This is a genomic window from Rathayibacter sp. VKM Ac-2928, from assembly GCF_022815545.1.
GTDB lineage: Bacteria > Actinomycetota > Actinomycetes > Actinomycetales > Microbacteriaceae > Rathayibacter > Rathayibacter festucae.
Window position 1 is genome coordinate 381943 of record NZ_JALGRU010000002.1, and the last position, 17929, is coordinate 399871.

Sequence of the window (17929 nt, forward strand, 5' to 3'; positions counted from 1 at the left end):
TCCCCGATGAACCGAGAACTCAAGCGCGTGAGCTTCGTCGTCCTGGCGATGTTCGTGGCCCTCTTCGTGTCCACCTCCACCATCCAGGTCCTCCAGGCCGACACCCTGTCCGAGGACTCCCGGAACACCCGGACGCTGTACGAGAGCTTCTCGACGGAGCGCGGCGTCATCCTCGCCGGCGGGGAGCCCATCGCCTCCTCGACGCCGTCGGACGACATCTACAAGTTCCAGCGCCAGTACGCGAACGGCCCGCTCTACTCGGCGGTGACCGGCTACTTCACCCTGAACCAGGGCACCACCGGCATCGAGCGCTCGCTGAACGACTACCTCTCCGGCACTTCGAACTCGCAGTTCTTCGACGAGATCAACAACCTCGTCACCGGCCAGGATCCGAAGGGCGCCTCGGTCGAGCTCTCGATCGACCCGGTCGCGCAGCAGGCCGCGTTCGACGCCCTCGGCGACTACACCGGAGCGGTCGTCGTCACCGAGCCGGCCACCGGCCGCGTCCTCGCGATGGTCTCGAAGCCGACCTTCGATCCGACCGCCCTGGCGTCGCACGACACCGACGACGTCCTCGCGGCGTACCGCGCGCTGAACGACGACCCGACCGATCCGCTCATCAACCGCGCCATCGGCGGCTCGCTCAACCCGCCCGGCTCGGTCTTCAAGCTCGTCGTCGCCTCGGCCGCCCTCGAGTCCGGCCGCTTCACGCCGGACTCCAGCTTCCCGAACGTCCAGGCGTACACACTGCCGGGCTCGAGCTCGCAGGTGACCAACTCCGGCGGCGGTCTCTGCGGCTCCGGAGACACGGTGACCCTCGCCACGGCGGTCTCGCTCTCCTGCAACGTGCCGATGGCCGAGATGGGCGTGCAGCTCGGCGCCGCCGCGATCCGCGCGCAGGCCGAGAAGTTCGGCTTCGACACCGAGCTCGAGATCCCGATGTCGGTCGAGGCGAGCACCTACCCGCAGACCACCGACGACGCGCAGACGGCGCTGACCGCCTTCGGCCAGTACGAGGTGCGCGCGACCCCGCTGCAGATCGCGATGGTCTCCGCGGCGATCGCGAACGGCGGCGAGGTGATGCAGCCGAACCTGGTGGACGTCATCCGCTCGCAGGACCTCAGCGTGCTGCAGCGCTTCGAGGAGAAGTCGCTCGGGCGGGCCGTGAGCACCGAGACGGCGGACGCCGTGAAGGCCATGATGGTCGCCAGCGTCCAGGGCGGCGCGGCGACGAATGCAACAATAGGTGGCGTCACGGTGGCCGGTAAGACCGGCACCGCTGAGAACGGCGGGGACGACCCGTACACCCTCTGGTTCACCGGATTCGCTCCTGCGGACGATCCGCAGTACGCCATCACCGTCCTCGTGGAGGACGGCGGGGGGCTCGGCCAGACCGGGTACGGCAACCTGATCGCCGCACCCATCGCACAACAGGTACTAGAGGCGGTGCTGAACAAATGAGACCCACATCAGGCCTCACCTTCGGGGGACGCTACGAACTGCAGTCCCGGATCGCCATCGGCGGCATGGGAGAGGTGTGGCAGGCGACGGATCTCGTCATCGGCCGCACGATCGCGATCAAGATCCTCAAGGACGAGTACCTCGGCGACCCCGGGTTCCTCGAGCGCTTCCGCGCCGAGGCCCGGCACGCCGCGCTCGTCAACCACGAGGGCATCGCCAACGTCTACGACTACGGCGAGGAGGACGGCTCGGCCTACCTCGTGATGGAGCTGGTGCCCGGCGAGGCTCTCTCCACGGTCCTCGAGCGCGAGCGCGTGCTGTCGACCGACAAGGTCCTCGACATCGTCGCGCAGACCGCGCTGGCCCTGCACGCAGCACACGCCGCGGGCCTGGTGCACCGCGACGTGAAGCCCGGCAATCTCCTGATCACGCCCGACGGCCGCGTGAAGATCACCGACTTCGGCATCGCCCGCATCGCCGACCAGGTCCCGCTCACCGCGACCGGCCAGGTCATGGGCACCGTTCAGTACCTCTCCCCGGAGCAGGCGAGCGGCCAGCCCGCCTCCCCTGCGACGGACATCTACTCGCTGGGCATCGTCGCGTACGAGTGCCTGGCGGGCCGCCGGCCGTTCACCGGCGAGTCGCAGGTCGCCATCGCGATGGCCCAGATCAACGACACCCCGCCGGAGCTGCCGGTCACGGTCGCGGAGCCCGTGCGCAACCTGGTCTACTCCTGCATCGCGAAGAAGCCGGTCGACCGGCCGGCGACCGCCGCGCACCTCGCCCGCGCCGCGCAGGCCCTGCGCTCCGGCGACGTCCGCGGCGCCGCGCTCGCGGTGCCGGCCGTCGCCGCCGACCTGCCCAACACCCAGGCCACGACCGTCCTGCCCTCCGCGGCGGGCAACGCGACCCAGGCGACGACGATTCTCGGCGCCGGAGCGACGACCGCCTTCGCGGCGAACCCGCCGACGGGCGCCCTGGACGAGACGATCGAGGCCGAGGAGCCGCGCAAGCGCAGCCCCTGGACCTGGCCGCTCGTGGCCCTGATCGTGATCCTCGCCGTGGTGATCGGCGGCACGATCTTCGCGCTGACCAGCAACGGCGGCACCGAGGCCGAGCCGACGCCGAGCCAGACGGTCAGCCAGACCCCGTCGCAGGCGCCGTCCCCCTCGCAGACGCCGTCGGCGACGCCGAGCTCGAACATCGTCGTCATCAACTCCTCCGACTACGTCGGCCGCCCCTTCGACGAGGTCGAGGCCGAGCTCACCGAGCTCGGGATGGGCGTCCAGCGCGAGGAGGGCTCCAGCGCCCCCAGCTCGGACCAGGTCGGCGCGGTCGAGGAGGTCAATCCGACCGCCAACGTGATCAAGGGCACCACGATCGTCGTCACGACCTACACCGAGGTCGCCGTCCCCGGTGCCCCGACCGCCGTCCCGACGGTCACTCCCGCCGCGTCGAGCGTCGAGCCCGGCGACACGTTCAACGTCACCTGGAGCAACTACAACCAGTGCCCGAGCGGAACCTCCGTGACCGGTTACCGGGTGACCGTCGCCGGCGAGGGCGCGACCGTGACGAGCACCAACCCGTCGACGTCGACCACCGCGACGATCCAGGCCGGCGAGTCCGCGGGCACGATCGACATCACCTACACGGTCCTCTGCGGCGAACCCGAATCCCCCGCCTCGCCGACCCTGTCGGTCCCCGTCGTGGCCCCGACCCCGACGCAGACCCCGACGTCGACGGCCACCCCGACCTCGTCGGCGCCGGCCTCGAACGCCCCCGACGAGCGCTGACCCTCCCCGCTCGAACGAGCCCGCCCTCCGACCGCGACCGCGGCACCGGAGGGCGGGCTCCTCGCTTTCAGCGGCCTTCCGGTCTGCGCATCGAGGACCCGGCGTCGCGCGCCGGGCTGCCAGGAGGCGCCCGGGTACACTTGCCGTGGCTCCCCGGGGGCCGTGCCACACGGAAGTACAGGGCGGGAGCGTGCGCGTGACGGATGAGGGACGCCTGATCGCAGGACGGTACCAGGTCGGGCTTCGGCTCGGTCGCGGAGGGATGTCCGAGGTCTACCTCGGCACCGACACCCGCCTGGGGCGCACGGTCGCGATCAAGGAGCTCAAGCTCTCACTGTCCTCCGACTCCGCGTTCCGCCTGCGCTTCCGGCAGGAGGCGCAGTCCGCGTCCCGCATGTCGCACCCGACAATCGTCCGCGTGTTCGACGCCGGCGAGGAGGTCTCGCTCGACGACACCGGTGCGGAGTCGCGCCGTCCGTTCATCGTGATGGAGCACATCGAGGGGCGCCTGCTGAAGGACGTCATCGCGGAGGGACCGGTCGAGGTCGACGAGGCCGTCCGCATCACCGAGGGCATCCTCACCGCGCTCGAGTACTCCCACCGCGCGGGGGTCGTCCACCGCGACATCAAGCCCGGCAACATCATGCTGACCCCCTCGGGCCAGGTGAAGGTGATGGACTTCGGGATCGCCCGCGCCGTCTCCGACTCCGCCGCGACCGTGGCGCAGACCACCGCCATCCTCGGCACCGCCGCCTACTTCTCGCCGGAGCAGGCGAAGGGCGAGCAGGTCGACGCCCGCAGCGACCTCTACTCCGCCGGCATCGTCCTCTTCGAGCTGCTCACCGGCCGCGCTCCCTTCCGCGGGGACACCCCGGTGGCCGTCGCCTACCAGCACGTCAGCGAGACGCCCCCGGCGCCCAGCTCGATCAACCCCGCCGTCTCGCCCGCCCTCGACGGCGTCGTCGCCCGAGCGCTGTCGAAGGATCGCTACGAGCGCTTCCAGGGAGCCGCCGAGTTCCGCGACGACCTGCGCGACGCCGCGGCCGGCCGCCTCCCCGACCACCGCCCGATCGACGAGCTGACCACGTCTCTCTTCGCCGCGCGCAGCGGCGGCGGCATGAACGACTCCGAGCTCGCCCTGCGCCAGCTCGCCGAGGACAACTCGATCGTCCGCACCCAGCGCCGCCCGCCGGTGCTCTGGATCTGGTCGTCGATCGTCGTGCTCGCCGTCATCGTGGCGGCGCTGGTGATCTGGGTGCTCACGCTCCAGCCGACGACCACCCTGCCCTCGCAATCGCGCGAGGTCCCCGTGCTGACTGGCACCAGCTACGACAGCGCGCAGTCGACGCTCACCGAGCTCGACCTGGTGGCGAGTCAGCTCGCCGAGTTCAGCGACACGGTCCCGGCCGGCGAGGTGATCCGCACCGATCCCGGCTCCGGCACCATCGTCGCGCCCGAGACGGTCATCCGGGTCTACGTCTCTCAGGGCGCCCAGCCGGTGGCCGTTCCCGAGACGGCGGGGTCGACCCTCGAGGAGGCGATCGCCGCCCTCACCGGGGCCGGCTTCTCGGAGGGATCGCAGACGCGTCAGAACTCACCCACCGTGCCGGGCGACGTGGTGCTCTCCAGCACTCCTGCCGGCGGCCAGCAGCTCGCCCCGGGAACGCCGATCGACCTCGTCGTCTCCTCGGGCCAGGTGACCCTGCCCGACCTCGTCGGCCAGACGCTGAGCACCGCCCTCGCCACCCTGGCGTCCGAGCAGCTCCAGCTGATCGGCGAGGAGGCTCCCGACGAGACCTGCGACTCCGTCCGGGCCAACCCCCCGATCACCACCCAGTCGATCGCCCCGGGCGACGTCCCCCAGGGCTCGACCGTCGAGCTCGGCTTCTGCGCCGGCTGACCCTCGCCCCCTGAGGGGCGCATCGAGACGCTGCGTCGCCAGAAGGGAAGGTCTTCTGACTCGTCCTCCCGGCGCTGGTGGATCTCGACACGCCCGCGGCGCGGGCTACTCGATCAGCATGGACGACACCCGCTGCTCTACGCGCGCCGGGCAGCGTCGGCGAGCGGCGGCGCGAGCCGCAGCACCCCGTCGTCCGGCGAGCCGGCCTCCATCGACGTCCCCACCCTTCCGCGGATGTCGCTCGGAGTGAGACCCTCGCGGCGCTTCAGCGCCCGGCGGAGGTGATCGGCGGACGAGAAGCCCGACGCCGCAGCGATGGCCTCGAGCGGCACCTCGCGCGGTCGGCGCCGGAGCAGCTCGACGGCGCTGGCGACCCGCGCGCGCTCGATCTCGCTCGCCACCGTCGTCCCCGCGTCCTCGAAGAGCCGCTGCAGCGACCGCGTGGACACGTTGACCGCGTCCGCGACCGCCTCCGGGGTGCACCGCGGGGTCCGGTGAGTCCGGTCGATCACGGTCCGCGCTCGGCCGAGGGTCGCCGCGCGCACGCTCGTCGTCCCGGGCTGAGAGCCGGCCGAGGCGAGGAAGGCGCTCACGAGCAGCTGCTTGACCACGTGCCCGAAGCCGTCGACCTCGTGGTCGGACGGGAGTCCCGTGCCCGACTCCGCCGCGAGCGCGAACGCCGTCGTGAAGGCGAAGGCCGCACGGGTGGACCGGGCGTCCGGATCGAGCGCGTAGACGTTCGAGCCGAGATCGAAGCCGTAGCGGCGCATCTCGTCCGCGCGGATCGTGATCTGGAGGGAGGTGACGGGCATCGTCGACTCGGTGGTGAAGGTGGTCGTCCCCGGCTGGTAGGCGATCGAGCCGGGCCGCAGGAGCACTGTCCGATCCGGCCCGACGAGCCGGACCGCGCCCTCGATCAGGAAGCTGAAGCTCAGCATCGACGTGTCGTCGGCGCCCCAGGTCCCCCGGAGGACCCGCAGCGGCGAGGTCGTCAGGAGGACGACGCTGATGCCGGCCGCGGTGAAACCGGAGCCCGCCATGCGCGGAACAGTGCCCGGCTTGACGACGATGCGCGGGCCCAGTGTCTCGAGCTCGCGAATTCCGGAATAAGCCCAAGAAATCGATTCCACCATGTGATGCCTCGGAATTCTCTTCTCGACGGCACCGGTCCCCTAACCGGCGCCCTCCGATTATGCCCGTCGAGCCCCCCGCATCATCCGCCAGGGCTCCGTCAAATCACGCCACCCGCTCGGGGGGATCGCGGAAGCACGCGAGCGGGACTTCCCTGTTGTGGCGCGGATCCCGGAACGAGTGCGCGCTCTCATAGCGCGTCGATGGCGCGGATCGCACCCCTTCTGACGCCCAGGTGGGCCCCCCATCAGGGGGCCGCAAGTACGGGTGATTTCTCGGACCGCACGCTGCGAATGGTGCGTCGATAAGCGGTGAATGGGCCTGCTCGGTCGGTTCGATAAGCGGCGCCCGAGCGTTCGCAACGACTGGGCTCCGCATTCCGCTCCGCGCCTATCGGGTCGGACGGGGCCGCTCCGTCTCGACGAGCCAGTTCGAGATCAGCCGACGACCGCCCTCGGTGAGAACGGATTCGGGGTGGAACTGGACGCCGACCGCGGGCGCGGTCCGATGGCGCAGCGCCATCACGACCCCCTCGGCGGTCCCCGCGATGACGGCGAGCTCCGCAGGCAGTGTCGAGCGCTGGACGGCGAGCGAGTGGTAGCGCATCGCCGTGAACCCCGACGGGATCCCGGAGAACAGCGGATCGCCGTCGTGCACGACCGCCGAGGTCCGGCCGTGCATCAGCTCCGGAGCCTCGCGGACGCGGGCACCGAGGGCGTGAGCGAGAACCTGGTGCCCGAGGCAGACCCCCAGGAGCGGCTGCGCCTCGGCCAGGGCGTGCCGCGCGAGCGCCACCGATGTGGGGACCTCCTCCGGTCGGCCCGGCCCGGGCGACAGCACGATCCCGTCGCTCCCCGCCGCGCGCTCGATCGCGTCGCGGGGAGCCAGCTCCGCTCCCTCGACGACGTCGACCTCCGCCCCCGCCTCGCGCAGGTAGGCGACGAGCGTGAAGACGAAGCTGTCGTAGTTGTCGACGACCAGGATCCGCGTCATCGCGGCGACCGCCTCGGGGGCCCGCTCACGTCCCGACGGTGACGTTCTGATCGAGCACGAGCGACTGCACCCAGGGGAAGACCCACTCGGCGAGTGCGGCGAGCACCGCCACCACCAGGACGATCACGAGGAGCAGCCGGAGCCACCAGGGTCCGGGCAGGACCCGCCAGAGTGCCGCGTACACGGTCAGCCCTCCTGCGCGAGAGACGCGGCGATCTCGGCCGGCGCACCCGCGGAGCGCGGATGCCAGGACTCGAAGACGCCGTAGGCGATGATCCGCTCGGCGGTGGAGTAGAGCGGATTGCAACTCGTGAGGGTGATCAGCCGGTCGGTCGGCGTCACTCCCGTCGTCCACGGGACGGGATCGATGACCTGGATCTCCGAGGGCTGCACGTACTCGAGGTTCCGGAATCGGTAGGTGTACCAGCCGTCCGCCGTCTCGATGTAGATCGCGTCGCCGAGCTGGAGCTCGTCGATCAGGTGCATGCCGCCGCCGTAGGCGCTGCGGTGCGCCGCGAGGGCGAAGTTTCCCGCCTCGCCCGGCATCTGCGTGCCCGGGTAGTGGCCGATGCTGCCCTCGTCGAGGACGTTCTCGGCGTCCACGCCCTCCGCGATGGTGCGGACCCAGCCCTCGCCGTAGCGCGGGATGTAGAGGTTGCCGAAGGAGGTGTCGAGTGCCGCCACCGGAGCGATCACCGGATCGCCGAAGCCGGCGGGGGTCTCGCTCGGCGCCGTCGAGGGCTCCGGTGCGGGGGCGGCATCACCCCAGCTCTGCCGGAGCTCCGCGGCCTCGGAGGTCTGCTGGCCGGCGATCACCGCGTCGTTCCACCAGAGCTGCCAGCCCAGGTAGAGCAGGACGAGCGCTCCGGCCGTCATGAGCAACTCGCCGAGGACGCCGAAGAACGTCAGGCGGCGGCGCGGTCGCCGTGTGCGCTCTCGTCGGTCGCGCGGTCGCAGCGGTGCGGCGGCGGGCGACGGGGCGGTCATGCGACGAGTCTAGGCGCGGGGCGCGCACGTCCCACGGGCTCCGCGGCCCCTGGCGCGTTCCGCACAGCCGCTCCTGCGCGCCTGCACGGCATCCCCGCGGCCTCGCGCTCCCGGTCGGCGGCCGTCTCCCGGTACAGTGGAAGGCATGGCACGAGCGACGAAGAGCCCGAAGCCCGAGCGCGACGAGGCCCGGACCGGTGAGGACGCACCCAATCCCGTGTGGTTCAAGCCCGTCATGTTCGGGTTCATGCTGCTGGGCCTCGCGTGGATCATCGTCTTCTACGTGAGCCAGGGCACGCTCCCCGTGCCGGATCTCGGCAACGCGAACATCCTCATCGGCTTCGGGATCGCCTTCATCGGCTTCCTCATGACGACCCGCTGGCGCTGATCACACCAGCATGAACGACGCCCCGTCCGGTCCGCCGACGGGGCGTTCGTCGTCCCCGGGGGCGGGTCTCCCGCCGGCCCTCGCATCGTCCGTCGCGCGCCTGCGTGCGGCGGGCTGCGTCTTCGCGGAGGAGGAGGCGGAGCTCCTGCACGAGGCGGCGGCCGGCTCCGACCGCCTCGACGCGCTCCTGCGGCTCCGTGAGGCCGGGGAGCCGCTCGAGCAGATCCTCGGCTGGGTCGCCTTCCGCGGGCTGCGCGTCCCGGTCTCCCCCGGCGTCTTCGTCCCCCGACGGCGCACCGAGGCCGTCGTCGACGCGGCGCTCGAACTGCTGGACGGGAGAGGGCCCGCGACCGTCCTCGACCTCTGCTGCGGTGTCGGAGCGATCGGGCGGGCCCTTCTCGAGGAGCGCGACAGCCTCACCCTCCACGCGGCCGACCTCTCCCCCGCCGCGGTCGCCTGCGCCCGGCGGACCCTGGCGGGACTCGCCACGGTCCACCGAGGCGACCTGTTCGCCGCCCTTCCCGAGGATCTCCGAGGCCGGATCGACCTCGTCGTGGTCAATGCGCCCTACGTGCCGACCGCGGCGATCGCTCTGATGCCGCCGGAGGCCCGCCTGCACGAGCCGGCGTCGACCCTCGACGGCGGGGCTGACGGCCTCGCGCTGCACCGCCGGATCGCGGCGGGGGTCCTGCCCTGGTTGAGCGACGACGGCGCGGTCGTCATCGAGACCAGCCGAGAGCAGGCGGAGCGGACGGCGGCACTCTTCGCGGACGTGGGATTCGACCCGTCGATCCTCCTCGACGAGGACCTCGACGCCACGGTCGTCTCCGCCCCGCGACGGCGAACTACACGCGTGTAATTATCCCCAGGTGTTGAAACTCCTGTGGACAACTCCGGACCTCGCGCCAGTCCGCGGATGCGGAGCCTGATCGGGCACGCATCGGCGGCGTGACAGGGCAGGATCGCCGATCAGGAGGCCGTCCCACCGGCTGCTCCGAATGACAGCGGCGTAGTTCTCCCCAGTGTTAACAACTCTGTGGATAACTTCGTCCCCAGCTGTGGACGGATGCTGTGGACAGTCTTGGACGCCCTGTGGACGAGCTCGTGGGGCGGCGCCGAGGCGGCTCAGGCCAGGACGTACGCCCCGACGGTGACCGCCACGAGGCCGACGCCGATCAGCCCGACGAGAAGGTTCTGAGTGCGCCGCTGCGAGCGCTGCCGCGTCCGCGTGAAGACCAGCCCGATGAGAGCACCGGCCACCAGGCCGCCGACGTGCGCCTGCCAGGCCACGTTCATCCCGGGCAGGAAGCCGATCACGAGGTTGAGCCCGACCAGCACCAACAGCTGCGAGGCCTGCCCGCCGAGGTGGCGGAGGATCACGAGGTAGGCGCCCATCAGCCCGAAGATGGCGCCCGAGGCGCCGATCACCGGCGTCAGCGGGCTGGAGAGGAGCAGGACGCCGACCGAGCCGGCGAAGCCGCTGAGGAGGAACAGAGTCAGGTAGCGCCCGCGGCCGAGCATCCGCTCGAGCGCCATGCCGAAGACCCACAGCGTGTACATGTTCAGCAGGAGGTGGAACGGCACCACGAAGAAGAGGGACGTGCTGTGCGCGAAGATCGACGTGATCATCCGCCACGGCTCGAAGCCCGCGCCGAAGCCGGGCAGCGTGTACGCGGGGAAGTAGGCGATCGCGTTGAGCACGGTGTTCCCGATGAAGGGGAGCACCTCGAGGATCCAGACCAGGACGCAGAGCGCGATGATCGCGTAGGTGACGGTCGGCTGGTCGGCCCGTGTCATCGCCCGGACCCGCGACACGAGCGGTCCGCGGACGCGCGGGGCCTCGCTGCGCTGCTGCGCCATGTCGTCCGGGCAGATGACGCCGACCGGAGCCGGGGTCTGGCACTCGCCGCAGATCGTGCGACCGCACCGCTGGCAGCGCACGAAGCTCTGGCGATCGGGGTGGCGGTAGCAGGTGTAGGTGCTGCTGCTCGGCGGGACCTGGGTCACGGACGTTCCTCCGGGAGAGAGAGAACGAGGGCCGGGCCCAGACGGACCCGACCCTCGATGAGTGGTGGAGAGGCGCTCAGACCTCGGTGATCTCGACGCTCTCGATGACGACGTCCTCGAGGGGCTTGTCGCGACCGTCGGTCGCCACGGCCGACAGCGCGTCGACGACCTTCTTGGACTCGTCGTCGGCGACGGCGCCGAAGATGGTGTGCTTGCCCTGGAGCCAGGTAGTCGGCGCAACGGTGATGAAGAACTGCGAGCCGTTGGTGCCGCGCCCCGCCTGCTTGCCGGCGTTCGCCATCGCGAGGATGTAGGGCTGGGTGAAGTCGAGCTCCGAGTTGATCTCGTCGTCGAACTGGTAGCCCGGGCCGCCGATGCCCTGGCCGAGCGGGTCACCGCCCTGGAGCATGAAGTCGGGGATGATGCGGTGGAAGACGGTGCCGTTGTAGAGCGGCTCCTTCGTCTTCGCACCGGTCGCCGGGTGGGTCCATTCGATGTCGCCGGTCGCGAGACCGACGAAGTTGCGGACCGTCTTCGGCGCGTGGTTGCCGTAGAGGTTGACGACGATGTCGCCCTTAGTCGTGTGGAACGTCGCGACTGCGGTGTGCAAAGGCATGGGTGGATTCTCGCACAGCGGCTCTGTAGGGCTCCGCAACGCCGGGTGTCAATGCGCTGGGTGCGCGATGCGCGGGCCGCGGGATGAGTGGCAGTATTGAGCCGTTGTTCGCCGCTCGTAGCCGATGGAGGACCAAGTGGGTCTGTCACGTAAGCACAAGAAGGATCTCAAGCGCCTCCGCAAGAACGCCGAGGCGGTCTGGAGTGAGCAGCAGGAGGTGCTGGCGCACGCCGCCTCCGTTCTCGAGAAGAGCCGCCGCCACGCGACCAAGTACGCGAAGAAGGAGGTCGTGCCGGCCGTCAAGGACGCCTACTCGAGCCGGGTGAAGCCCGTCTACGACAACGGGGTCTCCGCCGTCGAGGGCACGTACTCCTCCGCACGCGACGCCTACAAGCACAAGGTGCTCCCGACCTTCGCCGCTGTCGGCGGCACCGCCGCGGCCGCGTTCGAGGCCGCCAAGGACTCGAAGAACCGCGCGAAGCTCGCCGAGATCTCGAAGGCGCGCTGGGAGGAGCTCACCACTCCCCCGAAGAAGAAGAACAAGGTCGGCACGGTCTTCGCGATCGGCGCCGCTCTCGTCGCCGTCGGAGGCATCGGCTACGCCGTCTGGCAGACGTTCCGCGCCGACGACGAGCTGTGGGTCGCCGAGGACGAGCCGGCCAGCGCCGCGCAGTCGCCGGCGTCGACCGCTTCCTGAGTCGCCGCGTGAGGCCCGGACACCGCACTGCGGGTCCGGGCCTCACGCGTGTCCGGTGGTGCGCGGTCCGCGGTTAGGCTGCTGAGGTGGACATCCGGGTCGCCGCGTACGGCGTGATCATCGACGGCGAGCGCATGCTCCTCGCGCACTGGAGCCAGGGGCCCTGGGAGGCGTGGACGCTTCCCGGCGGCGGGATCGACGAGGGCGAGTCGCCCGCGGACGCTGCCGTCAGGGAGATCTTCGAGGAGACCGGCTACCACGCCGAGCTCGAGGGGCTGATCGGCGTCGACTCGCACGTGATCCCCGCGCATCGCCGCAGCGACCCCCAGGCCGGACCCCTGCACGCCATCCGCGTCGTCTACCGCGCCCGCGTGACCGGCGGTGAGCTGACCCACGAGGTCGACGGCTCGACCGACGCCGCCGCGTGGTTCCCCCTGGCCGAGGTCGAGGGCCTCGAGCGCGTCGAGCTGATCGACGTCGCCCTGACGATGAACGAGGCCTGGTCGCTGCGCTGACGACGGGTCTCGATACGCCCCTGCGGGGCTACTCGACCAGCATGCAGCGCCGGCCGGCCGTGCTGCATCGCCGACGGACTGCGATCCTCCTCCGCGTCAGCCTCGGTCCGCCGCGGTCCGGCCGCTCCATGCTGATCGAGTAGCCCGCGCAGCGGGCGTATCGAGATCCGCCTCCCGAGGAATCGTCTGATGCCCGCCGGCGTTGTCTCCCCTGTGATCGTCGAGCTCTACACGTCCGCGTTCTGCGGCGCCTGCAACGCGGCCCGCAGCGTGCTCGAGCGCGCGGCGGAGCTGGTCCCCGCTGCGGAGATCCGCGAGTTCGACGTCGCCTTCGCGCCCGAGGCAGCGGAAGCCGCGGACATCCGCTCCACCCCGACGGTCGTGGTCCGCGACGCCGACGGCCGCGCGGTGTTCCGTGCGGAGGGAGCGCCCTCGCTCCCCCAGGCGCTCTCCGCGCTCGCCCTCGCCGTAGGGTGACCTCGTGCCGCATCGTCGTCGAGTCGCCAGCGTCGCGGTCGTGCTGGCGGCCACGGCCTCGCTGACGCTGTCCGGCTGCGCCACGGAGCCCGTCTCAGAGGCGACCGTCGGCATCGGCCGCGGCGGGCAGCGCGCCGAGGTGCTCGGCGTCGTCGTCGTCTGCTCCGGAGCCGTCGACGGCCTCGACCTCGCCGTCGAGGACACCGCTCCGCTGCTGATCGGCGATCGCGCGCGGCGGATCACCCGCTGGGTCGCCCCGGAGCCCGTCGACGACATCGGCGCGACCGACCTCGCCGGCCGCACCGTCTGGCCCGCCGACCGGGAGATCGAGAGGTTCCCCCTCGGCGTCGACCTCACCCTCGGCGCCTACTCGGTCGGCGGCTCGGTCATCGGGCGCCCCGTGGTCTTCACCGCCGAGCAGTTCGACACCCTGTCCGTCGGCGAGATCATCGTCGGCGACATCCGCGACGGCACCTCCGAGACCCTCTCCGTCGAGAACTTCCTCGGCCTGGCCTGCCAGCCCCGCTGACCCCGCCGCCGCCCGCCAGAGGACGAGTTGCTCGTAGCCCGATGCTCAGGTCGGCACCCTCACCGCGCCCTTCGCCTCCATCCTGCTGCGGACCGAGAGCGCATCGAGCTCCGAGGTCGAGCAGCTCACCGCGAGTGCCAAGCAGGTCGCGCTCGCCGAGCTCGGCGATTCCACGTCGACGAACGCTCAGCTGGTCGTCCGTAACGTCGCCGCGACGGAAGCGGCGATCGCGCTGTCCGACGAGCTGGACACCGATGCCGTGCTCACCACGCATCGCGTCCTGCTGGAGAGCACGGTCCCCGACATCGTCGGGCACTGGCGCGACCAGCAGGTGTGGATCGGCGGAGGCGGGGTGTCCCCGCACGGAGCGCTCTTCGTTCCTCCGCATCACGAGCGCGTCCCGGCGCTGATGCTCGATGTCATGGAGTTCGCGCGCCGGGTCGACGTCCCCGTCCTCGCGCAGGTGGCCATCGCGCATGCGCAGTTCGAGACCGTCCATCCCTTCCCGGACGGCAACGGCAGGACAGGTCGCGCGCTCGTCCAGGGCATGCTCCGCGCTGCCGGCGTCACGGAGAACGTCACCGTCCCCGTCTCCGCCGGGCTGCTCGGCGACATGAAGCGCTACTTCGACGCGCTGACCGCCTACCGCTCCGGGGATGTCCGCCCGGTCATCGAGACACTCGCCGACGCCGCCTTCGCCGCCGTGCAGAACGGACGGCGACTCGCCGCGGACATCGCGGCGATAGGAGCGCGGTGGGACGTCGGCATCCGCGCGCGGAGCGACTCCTCGGTGCATGCACTGCGGCAGCTGCTGCTCCGTCAGCCCGTGGTCACGATCGCGCTCGTCACCGCCGAGCTCGGGGTGAGCTTCCCGACAGCGGATGCTGCCGTGCAGAAGCTCGTCGACGCCGGAGTCCTCACCCAGTCGCGAGCGGGACGCAGGAACCGATCGTTCGAGGCCGTGGAGGTCCTGGCGGCCCTCGACGAGTTCGCCGCCAGAGCACGCCGACCGCGGTACGGCACGCACAGCGGGTGAGGAGAACCGGCGGAGGGGTTCGAGTGTGGAGCCTAGGAGATTCGAACTCCTGACATCCTGCTTGCAAAGCAGGCGCTCTACCAACTGAGCTAAGGCCCCGGACCGGCGGCGGAACGCCGGCGAGAGTGGAACGGCCCGACACCTCGCGATGTCGGGCCGTTCGGCACGTGGGGGTACCAGGACTTGAACCTGGGACCTCTTCATTATCAGTGAAGCGCTCTAACCGCCTGAGCTATACCCCCGAAATGGCCAGATGTGACTCTACCCGACACCGGGTCAGAATCCCAATCGGCCGCTCCGCCCTACTGGTTGGTGAAGCCGACCAGCAGGCCGCCGGTGATCTTGACGCTGAGGTTGTACAGCAGCGCCACGATCGCCCCGAGCGCGGTGGTGACGATGGTGTTCAGCACTGCGACGACGACCGCGAAGCCCATGATCTGGGGCAGCGAGATGATCGTGTTGAGGTCGAACGCCTCCGCGCCGGCGATGTCCTGGACGAGGCCGTTGACCTCGTCGAAGACGCCGGTCTGCGCGAGCACCGTGTAGACGAGGTAGACGACGACGATCGTGATGATCGCCAGCGTCAGACCGAGCAGGAACGACAGCTTGACGGCCGACCAGAAGTCGACGTACACCAGCTTGAGTCTGACCTGCTTCGCCGCCGGGCTCTTCGCGGACTTCTTGGCGAGCTTCTCGGCGACCGTGCTACTCATCGACGGACTCATCCTCCTCCGACACCACGTCGGACTCGGCCGACGCCGCGGCGTCGGGATCCTCGTCCTGGGCGTCGAGATTGCGTTCGGTGTTCTTGGCGAGTGCGATGATGCGGTCGTCGTCTGCGAATCGTGCGAAGACGACTCCCATGGTGTCGCGACCCTTGGCCGGTACCTCGGCCACGGCAGAGCGTACCACCTTGCCACTGGCGAGGACGACGAGCACCTCGTCGTCCTCCCCCGTGATGATGGCGCCGACCAGGTCGCCGCGCTTCTCCTCGAGCTTGGCCACCTTGATGCCCAGACCGCCGCGGCCCTGGAGCCGGTACTGGTCGACTGCGGTGCGCTTCGCGTAGCCGCCCTCGGTCACGACGAAGACGTAGCCCTCGTCGCTGACGACGTTGGCGTCCAGCAGTCGGTCGTCGCCGCGGAACGACATGCCCATCACTCCGGAGGTGGAGCGGCCCATCGGGCGCAGCGCCTGGTCCGAGGCGGTGAAGCGGATCGACATGCCCTTGCGGGAGACGAGCAGCACGTCGCTGTCCTCGTCGACCAGGAGCGCGGAGACGAGCTCGTCGCCCTCGCGGAGCTTGATCGCGATGATGCCGCCGGAGCGGTTGGTGTCGTACTCCATCAGCGCCGTCTTCTTGACGAGGCCGTCGCGGGTGGCGAGGACGAGGTAGCGGGCCGCCTCGTAGTCGCGGATGTCGAGGATCTGCGCGATCTGCTCGCCGGGCTCCAGCGCGAGGAGGTTCGCGATGTGCTGGCCCTTCGCGTCGCGGCTCACCTCCTGCAGCTCGTACGTCTTGGCGCGGTACACGCGGCCGGTGTTCGTGAAGAACAGCAGCCAGTGGTGCGTCGTCGTGACGAAGAAGTGCTCGACGATGTCGTCGGCCTTGAGCTGGGCGCCGCGCACGCCGCGGCCGCCGCGGTGCTGGGCGCGGTACGAGTCGCTCCGGGTGCGCTTGAGGTAGCCGCCGCGGGTGACGGTGACGACCATCTCCTCCTCGGGAATCAGGTCCTCGACGCTCATGTCGCCGTCGAAGCCGAAGAGGATCTCGGTGCGGCGGTCGTCGCCGAAACGGTCGACGATCTCGTCGAGCTCGTCCGAGATGATCGTCCGCTGGCGCTCCGGGCTCGCGAGGATCGACTTGTAGTCCTCGATCTCGGCCTGGATCCGGTCGTGCTCGTCGATGATCTTCTGGCGCTCGAGGGCGGCGAGCCGGCGCAGCTGCATGTCGAGGATGGCGCGCGACTGCACCTCGTCGATGTCGAGGAGCTCCATCAGGCCGTCGCGGGCCTCCTCCACTGTGGGGGAGCGGCGGATGAGGGCGATGACCTCGTCGAGCGCGTCGAGCGCTTTGAGGTAGCCGCGCAGGATGTGGATCCGCGCCTCGGCCTCGTCGAGCAGGTACTGGGTGCGGCGGACGATGACCTCGACCTGGTGGTCGACCCACGCGCGGATGAAGCCGTCGAGCGAGAGCGTGCGCGGGATGCCGTCGACGATCGCGAGCATGTTCGCGCCGAAGTTCTCCTGCAGCGGGGTGTGCTTGTAGAGGTTGTTCAGCACGACCTTCGCGACCGCGTCGCGCTTGAGCACGACGACGAGGCGCTGGCCGGTGCGGCCCGAGGTCTCGTCGCGGATGTCGGCGATGCCGGAGACGCGGCCGTCCTTGACCAGCTCGGCGATCTTGATCGCGAGGTTGTCCGGGTTCACCTGGTACGGCAGCTCGGTGACCACGAGGCAGGTGCGGCCCTGGATCTCCTCGATCGAGACGACGGCGCGCATCGTGATCGAGCCGCGGCCCGTGCGGTACGCGTCCTGGATGCCGCGGACGCCGAGGATCTGCGCGCCGGTGGGGAAGTCGGGGCCCTTGATGCGCTGCAGCAGCGCCTCGAGCAGCTCCTCGCGCGACGCCTCCGGGTTCTCCAGCGCCCACTTCGCGCCGGCGGCGACCTCGCGGAGGTTGTGCGGCGGGATGTTGGTGGCCATGCCCACCGCGATGCCGACCGAGCCGTTGACCAGCAGGTTGGGGAAGCGCGCGGGCAGGATCGCCGGCTCGCGGGTGCGGCCGTCGTAGTTGTCCTGGAAGTCGACGGTGTTCTTGTCGATGTCGCGGACCATCTCGAGGGCCAGCGGGGCCATCTTGGTCTCGGTGTAGCGGGGGGCCGCGGCGCCGTCGTTGCCGGGGGAGCCGAAGTTGCCCTGGCCGAGCGCCAGCGGGTAGCGGAGGCTCCACGGCTGGACGAGGCGGACGAGGGCGTCGTAGATCGCCGAGTCGCCGTGCGGGTGGAACTGGCCCATCACGTCGCCGACGACGCGGGAGCACTTGGAGAACGCCTTGTCGGGGCGGTAGCCGCCGTCGTACATCGCGTAGATCACGCGGCGGTGCACAGGCTTCAGGCCGTCGCGCACCTCGGGCAGCGCGCGGCCCACGATGACGCTCATCGCGTAGTCGAGGTAGGAGCGCTGCATCTCGAGCTGCAGGTCGACCGGCTCGATCTTGTCGTGCCCGTGGATCACGACACCGGTCTCGGTGACGATGTCCTCGCCGTCGTCCGGTCCGGTGGGGGTGTCTGATTCGTCTGCCATGATCTCTGTCTTCTCAGGTGGGTCCGGGCCCCGGGTCGTGACGGGGGCGGGTCGCGCTGGGTGTCAGTTCAGTTCTTGTGATGCGGTGGTGCG

Annotated in this window: 18 protein-coding genes and 2 tRNA genes; 10 read left to right on the forward strand and 10 right to left on the reverse strand. The window is 70.4% G+C overall.

The window, feature by feature from the left end:
• The first annotated feature begins 6 nt into the window (after positions 1-6).
• The 3 genes from MT350_RS09350 (at position 7) to pknB (ending at position 5154) form a co-directional block, all read left to right on the forward strand.
• The gene (locus MT350_RS09350; RefSeq protein WP_243599402.1) at positions 7-1461 is read left to right on the forward strand and encodes a penicillin-binding protein 2; all 1455 of its coding nucleotides are present in this window, start codon (positions 7-9) and stop codon (positions 1459-1461) included.
• Complete coding sequence (locus tag MT350_RS09355; RefSeq protein WP_132437323.1) at positions 1458-3254, forward strand: protein kinase; 1797 nt, start codon at positions 1458-1460, stop codon at positions 3252-3254. Before MT350_RS09350 ends, MT350_RS09355 begins: the two co-directional genes overlap by 4 nt.
• 196 nt (positions 3255-3450) lie before the next feature.
• Entirely contained in the window at positions 3451-5154 is a 1704-nt protein-coding gene (pknB, locus tag MT350_RS09360) for a Stk1 family PASTA domain-containing Ser/Thr kinase (protein ID WP_308197468.1), read from the forward strand.
• Between the two features lie 137 nt (positions 5155-5291).
• Here the strand turns inward: pknB and MT350_RS09365 are convergent, their stop codons facing one another.
• From MT350_RS09365 to MT350_RS09380, 4 genes are all read right to left on the reverse strand, one after another.
• Positions 5292-6194: a helix-turn-helix domain-containing protein gene (locus MT350_RS09365; protein ID WP_165909115.1), complete on the reverse strand. Its 903-nt coding sequence runs from the start codon at positions 6192-6194 to the stop codon at positions 5292-5294.
• 481 nt (positions 6195-6675) lie between these two features.
• On the reverse strand, positions 6676-7278 hold the full coding sequence (locus MT350_RS09370; RefSeq protein WP_243599404.1) for an aminodeoxychorismate/anthranilate synthase component II: 603 nt from the start codon (positions 7276-7278) through the stop codon (positions 6676-6678).
• A 25-nt stretch (positions 7279-7303) separates the two neighbouring features.
• The gene (locus tag MT350_RS09375; RefSeq protein WP_164874570.1) at positions 7304-7462 is read right to left on the reverse strand and encodes a hypothetical protein; all 159 of its coding nucleotides are present in this window, start codon (positions 7460-7462) and stop codon (positions 7304-7306) included.
• A 2-nt stretch (positions 7463-7464) separates the two neighbouring features.
• Positions 7465-8265 carry a class E sortase gene (locus MT350_RS09380; protein WP_243599405.1) on the reverse strand — a complete coding sequence of 267 codons (801 nt, stop codon included), beginning with the start codon at positions 8263-8265 and terminating at the stop codon, positions 7465-7467.
• 145 nt (positions 8266-8410) lie between these two features.
• Between MT350_RS09380 and MT350_RS09385 the strand changes: the two genes are divergently transcribed.
• Positions 8411-8653 (forward strand): cell division protein CrgA, encoded by a 243-nt coding sequence (locus MT350_RS09385; RefSeq protein ID WP_123447247.1) that lies wholly within the window; start codon positions 8411-8413, stop codon positions 8651-8653.
• 10 nt (positions 8654-8663) lie between these two features.
• Positions 8664-9512: a putative protein N(5)-glutamine methyltransferase gene (locus MT350_RS09390; protein ID WP_243599406.1), complete on the forward strand. Its 849-nt coding sequence runs from the start codon at positions 8664-8666 to the stop codon at positions 9510-9512.
• A gap of 266 nt (positions 9513-9778) precedes the next feature.
• On the opposite strand, the gene MT350_RS09395 is transcribed toward MT350_RS09390, so the two are convergent.
• A complete protein-coding gene (locus MT350_RS09395) occupies positions 9779-10660 on the reverse strand; it encodes a rhomboid family intramembrane serine protease (protein ID WP_243599407.1) in 882 nt (293 codons plus the stop codon).
• 76 nt (positions 10661-10736) lie between these two features.
• Positions 10737-11276 carry a peptidylprolyl isomerase gene (locus tag MT350_RS09400; RefSeq protein WP_123447250.1) on the reverse strand — a complete coding sequence of 180 codons (540 nt, stop codon included), beginning with the start codon at positions 11274-11276 and terminating at the stop codon, positions 10737-10739.
• A 136-nt stretch (positions 11277-11412) separates the two neighbouring features.
• On the opposite strand from MT350_RS09400, the gene MT350_RS09405 reads away from it, so the two are divergent.
• The 5 genes from MT350_RS09405 to MT350_RS09425 all read left to right on the forward strand — a co-directional run bounded on the left by MT350_RS09405 (position 11413) and on the right by MT350_RS09425 (position 14530).
• Complete coding sequence (locus MT350_RS09405; RefSeq protein ID WP_123706109.1) at positions 11413-11973, forward strand: hypothetical protein; 561 nt, start codon at positions 11413-11415, stop codon at positions 11971-11973.
• 86 nt (positions 11974-12059) lie between these two features.
• Entirely contained in the window at positions 12060-12488 is a 429-nt protein-coding gene (locus tag MT350_RS09410; protein ID WP_308197469.1) for an NUDIX hydrolase, read from the forward strand.
• A 189-nt stretch (positions 12489-12677) separates the two neighbouring features.
• Positions 12678-12965, forward strand: a complete 288-nt coding sequence (locus MT350_RS09415) for a thioredoxin family protein (RefSeq protein WP_132437319.1) — start codon at positions 12678-12680, stop codon at positions 12963-12965.
• A gap of 4 nt (positions 12966-12969) precedes the next feature.
• Positions 12970-13494 carry a hypothetical protein gene (locus tag MT350_RS09420; protein WP_243615819.1) on the forward strand — a complete coding sequence of 175 codons (525 nt, stop codon included), beginning with the start codon at positions 12970-12972 and terminating at the stop codon, positions 13492-13494.
• 244 nt (positions 13495-13738) lie between these two features.
• Positions 13739-14530: a Fic family protein gene (locus MT350_RS09425; protein ID WP_279396378.1), complete on the forward strand. Its 792-nt coding sequence runs from the start codon at positions 13739-13741 to the stop codon at positions 14528-14530.
• A 26-nt stretch (positions 14531-14556) separates the two neighbouring features.
• On the opposite strand, the gene MT350_RS09430 is transcribed toward MT350_RS09425, so the two are convergent.
• From MT350_RS09430 to gyrA, 4 genes are all read right to left on the reverse strand, one after another.
• Positions 14557-14629: transfer RNA gene (locus MT350_RS09430), tRNA-Ala, on the reverse strand.
• A 69-nt stretch (positions 14630-14698) separates the two neighbouring features.
• Positions 14699-14772: transfer RNA gene (locus MT350_RS09435), tRNA-Ile, on the reverse strand.
• A 60-nt stretch (positions 14773-14832) separates the two neighbouring features.
• Positions 14833-15243, reverse strand: a complete 411-nt coding sequence (locus MT350_RS09440) for a DUF3566 domain-containing protein (RefSeq protein ID WP_123447255.1) — start codon at positions 15241-15243, stop codon at positions 14833-14835.
• Positions 15236-17836, reverse strand: coding sequence for a DNA gyrase subunit A (gene gyrA / locus MT350_RS09445; RefSeq protein WP_243615821.1), 2601 nt, complete (start codon positions 17834-17836; stop codon positions 15236-15238). Before gyrA ends, MT350_RS09440 begins: the two co-directional genes overlap by 8 nt.
• Between the last annotated feature and the right edge of the window lie 93 nt (positions 17837-17929).